Source organism: Yoonia sp. KMU-150 (assembly GCF_056858355.1).
Genome location: NZ_JBXEQF010000001.1, coordinates 2,363,810 through 2,374,905, shown reverse-complemented (window position 1 = coordinate 2,374,905; position 11,096 = coordinate 2,363,810). Strand labels below are relative to the sequence as shown.

At 62.1% G+C, this 11,096-nt stretch carries 10 protein-coding genes; 3 read left to right on the top strand and 7 right to left on the bottom strand.

Annotated elements, in window-relative coordinates; genetic code table 11:
- Positions 1-959: 959 nt before the first annotated feature.
- The 5 genes from AC04PH_RS11870 to AC04PH_RS11850 all read right to left on the bottom strand — a co-directional run bounded on the left by AC04PH_RS11870 (position 960) and on the right by AC04PH_RS11850 (position 5,951).
- Positions 960-2,321, bottom strand: coding sequence for a mannitol dehydrogenase family protein (locus AC04PH_RS11870; protein WP_483065947.1), 1,362 nt, complete (start codon positions 2,319-2,321; stop codon positions 960-962).
- A gap of 13 nt (positions 2,322-2,334) precedes the next feature.
- A complete protein-coding gene (gene kduI / locus AC04PH_RS11865; protein ID WP_483065946.1) occupies positions 2,335-3,162 on the bottom strand; it encodes a 5-dehydro-4-deoxy-D-glucuronate isomerase in 828 nt (275 codons plus the stop codon).
- A gap of 24 nt (positions 3,163-3,186) precedes the next feature.
- On the bottom strand, positions 3,187-4,593 hold the full coding sequence (gene uxaC / locus AC04PH_RS11860; RefSeq protein ID WP_483065944.1) for a glucuronate isomerase: 1,407 nt from the start codon (positions 4,591-4,593) through the stop codon (positions 3,187-3,189).
- 115 nt (positions 4,594-4,708) lie between these two features.
- Positions 4,709-5,227, bottom strand: a complete 519-nt coding sequence (locus AC04PH_RS11855) for a redoxin domain-containing protein (RefSeq protein ID WP_483065943.1) — start codon at positions 5,225-5,227, stop codon at positions 4,709-4,711.
- Positions 5,228-5,270: 43 nt separating this feature from the next.
- The gene (locus AC04PH_RS11850; RefSeq protein WP_483065942.1) at positions 5,271-5,951 is read right to left on the bottom strand and encodes a GntR family transcriptional regulator; all 681 of its coding nucleotides are present in this window, start codon (positions 5,949-5,951) and stop codon (positions 5,271-5,273) included.
- Positions 5,952-6,310: 359 nt separating this feature from the next.
- Between AC04PH_RS11850 and AC04PH_RS11845 the strand changes: the two genes are divergently transcribed.
- The 3 genes from AC04PH_RS11845 (at position 6,311) to AC04PH_RS11835 (ending at position 9,191) form a co-directional block, all read left to right on the top strand.
- Entirely contained in the window at positions 6,311-7,294 is a 984-nt protein-coding gene (locus AC04PH_RS11845) for a TRAP transporter substrate-binding protein (RefSeq protein ID WP_483065941.1), read from the top strand.
- 73 nt (positions 7,295-7,367) lie between these two features.
- Positions 7,368-7,895: a TRAP transporter small permease gene (locus AC04PH_RS11840; RefSeq protein ID WP_483065940.1), complete on the top strand. Its 528-nt coding sequence runs from the start codon at positions 7,368-7,370 to the stop codon at positions 7,893-7,895.
- A gap of 12 nt (positions 7,896-7,907) precedes the next feature.
- Positions 7,908-9,191, top strand: coding sequence for a TRAP transporter large permease (locus tag AC04PH_RS11835; RefSeq protein WP_483065939.1), 1,284 nt, complete (start codon positions 7,908-7,910; stop codon positions 9,189-9,191).
- A 6-nt stretch (positions 9,192-9,197) separates the two neighbouring features.
- On the opposite strand, the gene uxuA is transcribed toward AC04PH_RS11835, so the two are convergent.
- Both uxuA and AC04PH_RS11825 read right to left on the bottom strand, forming a co-directional pair.
- Complete coding sequence (gene uxuA / locus AC04PH_RS11830) at positions 9,198-10,346, bottom strand: mannonate dehydratase (RefSeq protein WP_483065938.1); 1,149 nt, start codon at positions 10,344-10,346, stop codon at positions 9,198-9,200.
- Positions 10,346-11,095, bottom strand: a complete 750-nt coding sequence (locus AC04PH_RS11825; RefSeq protein ID WP_483065937.1) for a ribonuclease activity regulator RraA — start codon at positions 11,093-11,095, stop codon at positions 10,346-10,348. The genes uxuA and AC04PH_RS11825 overlap by 1 nt, the downstream gene beginning before the upstream one ends.
- Position 11,096: the final 1 nt, after the last annotated feature.

The following is an 11,096-nucleotide window of genomic DNA, read 5'->3' as shown; positions in this document are numbered from 1 at the left end:
TGGATTGATACAGCAACGGTGCTCGTGGTCCGGATCATAACGGAGTGGGAAGACGGCGAGAAGTATCTGCCCATCTACATCGTTTCAAGGCTGAGCAGATCGCCATGAAGTCGCATACCGATCGGTTTGCAGACGTAAGAGCGATCGCCCTAGGACGACCTTGATCATGAAATGTGGAATCTCGTGATCCAAGTGAATATCTTCTGTCGTTATGTCGTAAACTTCCGTGCCGCGGTCGCCGCAGTCCGCAGAAATGATTGCGATGTCGGATTCTTTTTAATTGTGCTGCTCGCGAATCCGCTCGCCGATCAGTTTAGCCAGGTTTCAGGAAGCGCCGGGCGGCGAATTACCTGATCGCTCGCCTCAAAGGCAGCGATCTCAGCCTTGATGTCTTTGAACGGGCTCGACCGCCTACTGCGCGGCAGGCGGATGTCTTCGTAATGAGCCTCTATCATCTGTTGGACATAGCGGATCTGCTTGTTGCGTGGTTCGTGTCGATATCGTCAGTCCGGTACCGGGATTTCTTGCAATCGTTGTAATCGCCGGCGTCCTGCTCGAAAACCGTCAGCACCGTCCGCGTGCCAATCTTTTTTCTGAAATCTCCTGCGGCGCGAATGAAGTTCGTGGACCATTCGCGCAGTTGTCGGGCGTTTTTGCAGCGGATCACCGCAGTGTAGATATTATAACACTGCATTCGCAGGTAGTCGGTCTGTCCACGTGGGTAAGATCGGCCATAGATTCTGTCGGTACGTAATGTGCTCAATATTTCGTTTCGAACGGAGGCGTTTTTGTCCTCGCCACAACGATGAAGGCAAATTGCTTAAAGAAATTGGAGTTTATGTGCGAGAGCGGGGAAATTTTTTTCACCGACTTACAGTGTGGGGGCACCAGATAATCCTCAATGCATGTTTGAAGATAGAACGCTGGGAGATCCGGTCGTTTTTTACATCACTCGTGTTTCAGCCAAAGCGGCGCAGTTCTTGCGAAACGCCGTGTGTGCGCAGGTCGGCGTAGGTCTGTGTCAGCGGCGCCCTGATCCGGGCGGCGAGAGTGGGGTCGAAGATCGCCGTTTGCGACAGGATGTTGTCGATCGTCTGCGAAGGCGAGGTGGCGTGGCAGGTGCGCAGACGGTCTGCCATGGGGTCGTCTGCGTCACTGATGTGCTCTGTCCACGCGACCCAGCCCGCGACGGCGAGCAAGAGGTCGTCGATCCTGCCGTTCACCGCGAGCCTGTCGCCCATCGTTGACAGTAGGCGCTGCGGCAGCTTCTGGCTGCCGTCCATGGCGATCTGTGACAGGCGGTGCCGGATGCCGGTATTGGCAAAGCGGGCCAGCAGCGTTTCGGCGTACTGTTCGAGATCGGTATCGGGGGGCGGGGCCAGCGTCGGGATGATCTCGTTCCGCCAGAGACGGCGCAGATAGGTCGCGACGGTATCATCGGCGACCGCCGCCGCGACGGTCTCGAAGCCTGCCGCAAGGCCAAGATAGGCCAGTGCCGAATGCGCTCCGTTCAGCATCCGCAGCTTCATGCGTTCGAACGGCGCGATGTCCGGCACGACCTGCACGCCGACGGCGGCGAGATCGGGGCAAGCGTCGGGCAGATCGTCCGTCACGACCCATTGCCGGAACGGTTCGTGCAGGACCGGTGCCGCGTCCGGTTCGCCGGACTGGCGTGCGATGCGGGTGATGTCGTCCGGCGTGGTTGCCGGCACGATCCGGTCGACCATGCTGGAGGGAAAAACCCCTTCTGCGGCGATCCAGTCGGCCAGCGCCAGATCGATGCGGCGGGCGAGGTCCAGCGTGACCGCGCGTGTCAGGGCGCCGTTGTCCGGCAGGTTGTCGCAGGACAGGACGGCGAACGGGGCGAGACCCGCGGTGCGGCGCGTCTGAAGGGCGCGCACCAGAAAGCCCGCGGCGCTGCGGGGCAGGGTGGTCGCGATGTCGTGCCGGATATCGGGATGATCGAGGTTCAGGGTGCCGGTCGCGGGGTCGTGGCAGTAGCCTTTTTCGGTCACGGTCAGGCTGACCGTGCTGACGGCGGGATCGGCCATGGCCGCGATTACGGCTGCGGGATCCGTGGGCGCAACAAGAACCCCGCGCACCACATCGATCTGGCGCAAGTCAAGACCTTCGGGCGTCAACGCCGCCGCGGTATAGCGAAAGTCGCGCGCAGCCATCGCATCACGCACCGAAGCGGATCGCAGGCTGACGCCAAGTACGCCCCAGCCGCCGAGGTCCTGCAGATAGCTGCACAGATGGGCGCGGGAAAATGCCCCGAGCCCCAGATGCACGAGCCGGACAGGCGGTCGGTTGGCGGTCAATGGCAACTGCCTGTCAACGCAGATCGCCCATCGGCACCATGTCCATATCGCCGAAGTCGACATTGTCGCCCGCCATCGTCCAGCAGAACGTATAGGCGGCCGTTCCCGCGCCGGAGTGAATCGACCATGGCGGCGAGATTGCGACCTCTTCGTTGGCCAAGACGAGATGGCGGGTTTCCTCGGGTTTTCCCATGAAATGAAACACCCGCGCGTCGTCCGGCAGGTTGAAGTAGAGATAGGCCTCCATCCGGCGGTCATGCAGGTGCGCGGGCATCGTGTTCCACAGGCTTCCCGGTTCGAACTGGGTGTAGCCCATCAAAAGCTGGCATGTCTCGCAGACCTCGGGGTGCAGGAACTGGATGATGACACGTTCGTTCGCGGTCTCCCGGCTGCCCAATTCGACCCGGCGCGCATCGCCGAGCTTGATGAGCTTTGTGGGGCAGGTGCGGTGCGCGGGCGACGAGGTGATGTAGAACCGGCCCTTGCCGGAAAATGTAACGGGACCGGCACCCATGCCGATGTAAAGCAGTTCGCCGTTCTCAAGCGTATGGGTATCACCGTCGACCGCGACCGTGCCGGTCCCGCCGATGTTCAGCACGCCCATCTCGCGGCGGTCCAGGAACCCCGGTGTGCCTGTCTCTGCCATGTGGTCGAGCGTCAGCGACCCCTTGCCGGGCACGGCGGAGCCGAGGATCAGGCGGTCGTAGTGGGAATAGACCAGATTGATCTCGCCCTCGGCAAACAACCCGTCCTTGTGGAAATGACCGCGGAGCCCGTCGGTATCGAGCGTCTTGGCCGTTTCAGGGTCGATGGCGTAGCGGGTTTCGGTCTTGAGGGTCATGTCGTGTCCTTTGACGTTGGAAGTTCAGAGTTTGTAGGCCCGTTTGGCCAGACGATAGGCAAGGTCATGCGCGACTTCGGTCGCATCCGCGCGGGCCAGCCGTCCGGTGGCGACAAGCGTGGCGAGATAGGCGCAGTCGACGCGGCGCGCGACATCGTGGCGGGCGGGGATCGAACAGAAGGCGCGGGTATCGTCGTTGAAGCCCACCGTATTGTAGAAACCTGCGGTTTCGGTCGTCGCCTCGCGGTAGCGGCGCATGCCTTCCGGACTGTCGAAGAACCACCACGCGGGGCCGAGTTTCAGCGCCGGATAGACGCCTGCAAGCGGTGCCAGTTCGCGGGCATAGGTGGTTTCGTCCAGCGTGAAGACGATCAGGGTCAGATCAGGGTTCAGGCCGTGCCTGTTCAGCAGGGGCTTCAACGCCGTCGCGTAGTCGACCGCTACGGGGATGTCGAACCCCTTGTCCGGGCCATAGGTGTCGAAAATATGCGCCGCATGGTTGCGATGCGCGCCGGGGTGCAGTTGCATGACTAGCCCGTCTTCGACACTCATCCCCGCCATTTCGGTCAGCATCTGGGCGCGAAACAGGGCGCGGTCAGCGGCATCGGCATTGCCCGCGATGATCTTGCCGAACAGGGTTTCGGCCTCAGCGAGGGAGAGGTCCGCCGTCATCGGCGTCGGATGGCCATGATCGGTGGCGGTGGCCCCGCGGGATTTGAAAAAGGCGCGCCGGACCCGGTGTGCGTCCAGATACCCGGCCCATGACTGCGTGTCCCGGTCCGTCAACGCGCCCAGCCTGACGACATTGGCCGCGAAGTCCGGCGCATCCGGATCGATCACGGCGTCTGGACGATAGGTCGGAATGACGCGGCCCGCCCAGTCTGACTGCGCGATTTTCCGGTGATGATCAAGTGGGTCAAGCGCCCCGTCGGTGGTCGCCAGTGCCGCGATGCCGAAGCGGTCGAACAGGGCGCGCGGGCGATAGGCCGGATCGGTCAGGCAGGCGGCAACGTGATCGTGGATCGCATCTGCAGTGTCTGCGTTCAGCGGTTCATCAACCCCGAATACATCCGCCAATGCGTGGTCGATCCAGAGTTGCGATGGTGTCGCGCGAAACAGGATGTAATTCTTGGCGAAGATGCGCCAGATCGCGCGGCTGTCGGTCTGGACCGGGGCACCGTCCCTGCGGAGAACGCCAAGGTCTTCCAGTTGCACGCCCTGCGAGAACAGCATCCGGAAAACGTAGTGATCGGGCGTGATGAACAGCTGTGCGGGATCGACAAAGGATTTGTCGTGGGCAAACCACGCGGGGTCTGTGTGACCATGAGGGCTGACAATCGGCAGGTCGGCCACGTCTTCGAACAGATCGCGGGCGATCTTGCGCGCCGTCGCATCGAGCGGGAATAGGCGATCACGGTCAAGCACTGGCATCGCGTCCCCCTTGGTCAGATGCGTTTGTTCAGGTGTGAAACGCCAACAGCTGACCCTTCTCAGGGGAAAGATATTCTAGTATACTAGTTCTGTCAAATGCCGATGCCACCCCGGTTTAGACGGTTCCGCGGACCGGTCTGTCGTTCGTGATGTTGAAGACCATCCCGTCGAGAAGTTCGTCCAGATCAGGGCGTGCGGCGGGGCCGTTCGAGATATCGACAAGCATCAGCGTGCCGTCGGGCCGGATCGCGAATGCCCCGGGTTCGGCGAAGTTTGTATCGGTCTCCGCCTCCGACAGGGGGGCGGAAATATAGAGGCCGAGGACGCGCATCTGATCCTCTGTCAGCCCGTGGCAAAGATCGAAGGTCCAGCCGAATTCATCCAGATCGGCCCGTGCTTTGGCCGCTGTATCCGCCGAGACGACGACCACATCCATATGCGCCGTCCAGTCGGGCAGGGCGGCGTTCAGCTTGTTCAGAAACCGTTTGCAGCGGGGGCAATGACGCCCGCGATAGACGAACAACATGGTCCATCTGTCGGATGGCCCGCCGACGGTTCGTGTGCCGGGCGACCCGACGGCGGCCAGTTGCATCGGAGTAATGGGAGCGCCGACGCGCGGTTTGCGATCTGTCATGTCGTTTCTGTCCTGTCTATCGGTTGGCCCCGGAAGGGCGGTGTCATTCAAAGTAGCTGGCGTGGGCCTCGTGTATGTCCGAAATGGTCTTGTCCAACCGGCCGACATGCGCCCGGACGAGGTCACGGGCATCGGCCACATGACGGCAGGACAAGGCGTCTGCGATGGCGCGATGATCGTCCAGCACCTCCGCCACATCCTCGTGATCCGACAGGCTGAGTACGCACAGGCGGTCGACCGCGCGCTTGCACCGGTTGATCGTCTCGAACGCCATGGGCCATCCCGACAGGCGGCAGATCGTCTCGTGAAACCCGTAGTCCAGATCGTGGAAGCGGTCGATCTTGCCTTTGGCGAGTGCAGCGGCCTGATCCGCGAGGTTTGCCGCAAGGGCGGCGGCGCGGGTCTGGTCCCAGCAGGCACAGGCGCGTTCCATCACCTCCAGTTCGACCGCCAGGCGCAGGAACCGCGTGTTGGCGATCTCGTCGAGGGAAAAGCGCCGCACTACCGTCGCCCGCTGCGGTCGGATATCGAGAAGTTTCAGTGCGCGCAGGCGTCGGAAGGCATCACGGACCGGCTGGCGCGAAACCCCGAATCGCCGCGCGATGTCGGCCTCGGAAATCTTTGCACCGGGCAGGACGCTGAGGGTCACGATATCCTCTTGCAGCCGCTCGAACACCACGTCTGCGGTTGATCTGGACTCGGCGAGGGCCGTGGTATCTGACATCTATTTTCCCTTTTTTTGCAGCGCAGGGGCCAGCGTCGATGCGCGCAATCGTCAAGACACGCACCCCGATCTCTAATTCAGAGGACGGAAAGTGACAACGACAACGCCCTTGACAATTCTGGGATACTAGTCTCCATATTGGTCAGGGCCGCAGATATCCGACCGGGTCGAAACGGCCGATCATGGTTCACCGAAGGCGCGTGGAGGCGCTGTCGTCGCGCAGATCATTTTGGGGGGAGGTCCGGCAGACCGATGGTCCTTGGTGCGGTCTGCGCACAATAGACCGGCGTTGCCGGATGACGCTTCCGGGCGGTGGCGCAGCCTGACACGGCAAAAATTCTGAACTCAGGGAAAGATCAATGTATCAGACACTTTCAAGAACAATTCTGGGCACTGCAACCGCACTTGCCCTTGTCGCATCGACGGCGGTCGCCGAGGAATGGCGCGCGTGGAACATCCATAACGATGGCCACCCGAACACGGCAGCGATGGATCGCTTTGCCGAGCTTGTCGCCGACAAGACAGGCGGCGAAATCACCGTCGAGGTCTTCCATGGCGGCGTTCTGGGCAGCCAGCCCGACGCGCTTGAGCAGGTGCAGCTTGGCGCCATCGACGTGGGCAACTTCAACCTCGGTCCCATCGGTCCGATCGTGAAAGAGGCGAATCTGGTATCGCTGCCGTTCATCTTCCGTGATGTGGATCATATGTTCCGCGTGATGGACGGCCCGGCTGGCGAGCGCGTGTCCGACGCCATGGGCGAGGCGGGTATTCTGCCGATCAGCTGGTTCGACGCGGGCGCACGGTCGTTCTATAACAACACCGGCCCGATCAATTCGCCCGATGACGTGGCCGGGATGAAAATCCGCGTGATGAACAACGACCTGTTCACGGGCATGGTCAACGCCATGGGCGGCAACGGCACACCGATGGCGTTCTCGGAAGTGTATCAGTCGCTGAGCACGGGTGTTGTGGACGGTGCGGAAAACAACCTGCCGTCGTTTCAGTCTGTCGGCCACTTCGAGGTCGCAGGCTACTATTCCCTGTCCGAGCACCTGATCATCCCCGAATGCATCTGCGTGAACACGGCCAAGTTCGACGCGCTGTCCGAGGATATGCAGGCAGCCGTCGTGGAAGCCGCCGAAGAGGCCGCTGTCTACCAGCGCGAACTCTGGGCCGAGCAGACCGAGGCCGCCCGCGAGGCGGTGACGGCTGCCGGTGTCGAGATCAACGAGATCGCCGACAAGACGCCGTTCCAGGATGCCATGGCACCGGTCTATGCCGATTATCTGGCCGCAAATCCGGATATGTCGGAACTGGTTGAAATGGCCCGCGCCACCGAGTGATCGGACCGCCATCACATCGACCATGCGTCCGGCGAACCCGCCGGGCGCATTTTGCGCAAGGGGACCGCAAGACATGAGCGACGCACCGGAACGACAGACGGGACTGGGACCAATCGACAGCGTGTTTCGCGCGATCGTCGCCCTGTGCCGGATCATTACGGGGGTCGCCCTCGTCGCGATGACGCTCTTGCTGGGCTATCAGGTGTTCGGTCGCTACGTCCTGAACGACACACCGACATGGGTCGACCCGCTGTCGCTGCTTTTGGTCATGCTGATCGCGTTTCTGGGTGCGGGCATCGGCGTCTACGAGAATACCCATCTTTCGGTGGTCGTGCTGCGCAAGATGGTGTCGACGAAATTGCGGTCCATGATGGTCGTCACCTCCGATCTGTTGCTGGCGCTCTTCGGCGGTCTGATGCTGTGGTATGGCGGGCAGCTGACGATGTTCAAGTGGAACTCGCTGATCCCGTTGATCCAGTGGCCCGAAGGGTTACGGTCGCTGCCGCTGACGATTTGCGGCGGTATGATCCTTGTCTTTTCGCTGGGCCATCTGGTTCGCCACCTGATCGGGCGTGACACCCGCACCGACAGCATCGAATAGGGCCGGGACATCATGGGACTTGCATTGCTTCTGGGTGTCTTCGCGCTGTGTGTGGCCTTCGGCACGCCTGTCGCCTTTGCCTTGGGGATATCGGCCATCGCGGCGTTCTGGTTCGAGGGCCTGCCGCTGATGATCGGTTTTCAGCGGATCATTTCCGGCATCAACGTCTTTTCACTGCTCGCCATTCCGTTCTTCATTTTTGCGGGCGAGCTGATGTTCCATGGCGGGATCGCGATCAGGCTTGTGCGGTTCGCGCAGGCGGCCGTGGGCGCCGTGCGGGGTGGTCTGGGGATCGTGAACGTGCTGTCGTCGATGCTGTTCGGCGGCATCTCCGGCTCTGCCATTGCGGATATTTCAGCGCTCGGGTCGATCCTGATCCCGGTGATGAAGGACAAGGGCTACGATCCTGACTATGCCGTCAACGTCACGGTCACGTCATCCATCGCGGGCATCATCATTCCGCCCAGCCACAACATGATCATCTATGCCATCGCCGCAGGCGGGGCGGTTTCAATTTCCAAGCTGTTTCTGGCGGGTGTCGTGCCCGGCATATTGATGTGCGTCTGCCTTGCCGCCGCCGCCTATATCGTCGCCGTGAAACGCGGCTACCGGGCCGAGCAGTTCCCCGGCTGGACCGCCCTGACGTTCGCATTCATCGGCGCGATCCCCGGTTTGCTGACCGCCGTCATCATTGTGGGCGGGGTGCTGTCAGGCGTCTTTACGGTGACGGAATCCGGTGCCTTCGGGGTGATCTACGCCTTCCTCGTGACGTTGATCGTTTACCGGTCGATCACATGGGCCAATTTCAAGATCGCGGTCAACCAGTCAGTCAAGACCACGGCGATGGTGATGATCCTGATCGCCTGTGCGGCGGCATTCGCCTACATGCTGACCTACTACCGCGTGCCCACCAAGATGGTCACGCTGCTGACGGGTATCACGGACAATCCGATCCTGATCCTGCTGATGATCAACGCCGTGCTTTTGCTTTTGGGCATGATCATGGACATGGCCGCACTGATCCTGATCTGCACGCCGATTTTCCTGCCTGTGGCGCAGGCGTTGGGCATCGACCCGGTGCAGTTCGGAATGATCCTGCTGGTGAACCTTGGCCTTGGGCTGTGCACGCCGCCGGTGGGGTCCTGTCTTTTTGTGGGGTGTGCGGTGGGTAAGCTGCCGATGGAGAAGGCTGTCCGTACGATCTGGCCGTTCTATCTGGCGATTTTCGTCGCACTGATGCTGATCACCTTCGTGCCTGCGATTTCGATGACATTGCCGAACCTGCTTGGCGGCTAGGCGGGGTCAGGACAGCGCGGTGATGATCCCGCGCAGTTCGGCCAGCCCGCGCAACCGCCCGATCAGGGTGTAGCCCGGTTGCACCGCGCGGTCGACGTCGGACAGCAACGCATGACCGTGATCGGCCCGGAAGGGCAGATCGACGCTGCGGCGGGACTCGGCCTGCAGTAGGGCGCGAATGACCGCGACCAGATCGAGATCACCGTTGAGGTGGGCGCTTTCGCTGAACGACCCGTCGGGCGATTTCGTGACATTGCGCAGGTGCACGAAGTGGATGCGATCCCCGAAGGTGCGTGCGATGACGGGCAGGTCATTGCCGGTCGCGGCACCCAACGACCCGGTGCACAGCGTCAGGCCGTTGGCGGGCGCGTCGACCGCGCTCATGATCCAGTCGATGTCCTGCGCATTTGATACGATGCGCGGTAGCCCCAGAATGTCCTGCGGCGGGTCGTCGGGATGGATGCAGAGGTCGATGCCAAGCTCTGTTGCGGTTGGTACCACCTCTGTCAGGAAGCGCTTGAGGTTGGCGCGCAGATCGTCGTGGGTCAGCCCCGCGTAGGTATCGAGAACACCGCGCAGCCCCGCGATATCGTATCGGTCCACCGCACCGGGCAGGCCGGCCATGACGGACTGGAGCAGTGCTGCCTGTTCCGCCGCGTCGCTGTTGCGGTACCAGATATCGCCTGCGGCGACCGCTTCCGGCGTATAGTCTTCGCGGGCCGCATCCCGCCCCAGCATGTGACATTCGAACGCGGCCATTTTCGCTGCCGAGAAGTGCAGGCAGGTGCCGCCACGCGCGACAGGATGGGCGAGGTCGGTGCGGGTCCAGTCCAGCACCGGCATGAAGTTGTAGCAAACGGTCTTGATCCCTTCGCGGGCAAGGTTGGCGAGCGAATTGCGGTAGTTCGCAAACAGTCGGTTCAGGTCCCCGGTGCCACGCTTGATGTCCTCGTGGACCGGCAGGCTTTCGACCACATCCCATGTAAATCCCGCAGCTTCGATCTCGCCACGGCGTGCAGCGATGGTGTCTTGCGACCAGACCGCGCCATAGGGGATGGCGTGCAGGGCGCTGACGATTCCCTGCGCGCCGGTCTGGGCGACCTCGCTCAATGCGATCGGATCGAACTCTCCGAACCAGCGCCAGGTCTCGCGCATCAGGTGTCTCCGTCGCGGCTGGTTTTCCAGGTTTCGTAGCGCCGCAGTATTTCGGGATCCGTCGGTGGATAAAGGCCGCGGATCGACGCGCCGCCTTTGACCTGTTCCAGCACGAAGGCCTCGAACTGTTCCATTTCGACGGTCTCCAAAGCGATCTCGTCCACCAGATGGCGCGGGATCACCATGACCCCGTCGGCATCACCCAGCAGGATGTCACCGGGATAGACCGCCACACCGCCGCAGGCGATGGGCAGGCCGATATCGACCGCGTGATGTTTTGTCAGGTTCGTCGGGGCCGAGGGTTTGGCCGCGAAGACGGGCATATCCAAAGCCGCGGCCCCCGCCGCATCGCGAATGCCACCGTCGCTGACCACACCTGCCACGCCGCGTATCTGACACCGGGTCAGCAGGATCGACCCGGCGGAGGCGGCAGATGCATCGCCGCGACAATCCATCACCAGCACCGCGCTCGCGGGACAGCTTTCGACCGCGACGCGCTGGGGGTGGTCGGGCTCGCGAAACGCGTCCAGCGGATCGGTGTCCGGGCGTGTCGGAATATAGCGCAGGGTGTAGGCGGGGCCGACCATCGTAGCGGCATCGCCACCCAAAGGCAGGACGCCCTGCACATAGGCATTCTGATAGCCGCGTCTGAACAGAAGCGTAGCGACGCTTGCCGTACTGGCGGCGCGCAGGTGATCCAGCGTGTCGGGGGCAAGGGCAATCGTTGCCGGATCGGCTGGGTTGGGCATG

Excerpts from the sequence above, each read along its gene's own strand:
- kduI (WP_483065946.1), bottom strand. The coding sequence starts at position 3,162 with ATGACCCTCAAGACCGAAACCCGCTACGCCATCGACCCTGAAACGGCC.
- uxaC (WP_483065944.1), bottom strand. The coding sequence starts at position 4,593 with ATGCCAGTGCTTGACCGTGATCGCCTATTCCCGCTCGATGCGACGGCG.
- AC04PH_RS11855 (WP_483065943.1), bottom strand. The coding sequence starts at position 5,227 with ATGACAGATCGCAAACCGCGCGTCGGCGCTCCCATTACTCCGATGCAA.
- AC04PH_RS11850 (WP_483065942.1), bottom strand. The coding sequence starts at position 5,951 with ATGTCAGATACCACGGCCCTCGCCGAGTCCAGATCAACCGCAGACGTG.
- AC04PH_RS11845 (WP_483065941.1), top strand. The coding sequence starts at position 6,311 with ATGTATCAGACACTTTCAAGAACAATTCTGGGCACTGCAACCGCACTT.
- AC04PH_RS11840 (WP_483065940.1), top strand. The coding sequence starts at position 7,368 with ATGAGCGACGCACCGGAACGACAGACGGGACTGGGACCAATCGACAGC.
- AC04PH_RS11835 (WP_483065939.1), top strand. The coding sequence starts at position 7,908 with ATGGGACTTGCATTGCTTCTGGGTGTCTTCGCGCTGTGTGTGGCCTTC.
- uxuA (WP_483065938.1), bottom strand. The coding sequence starts at position 10,346 with ATGCGCGAGACCTGGCGCTGGTTCGGAGAGTTCGATCCGATCGCATTG.
- AC04PH_RS11825 (WP_483065937.1), bottom strand. The coding sequence starts at position 11,095 with ATGCCCAACCCAGCCGATCCGGCAACGATTGCCCTTGCCCCCGACACG.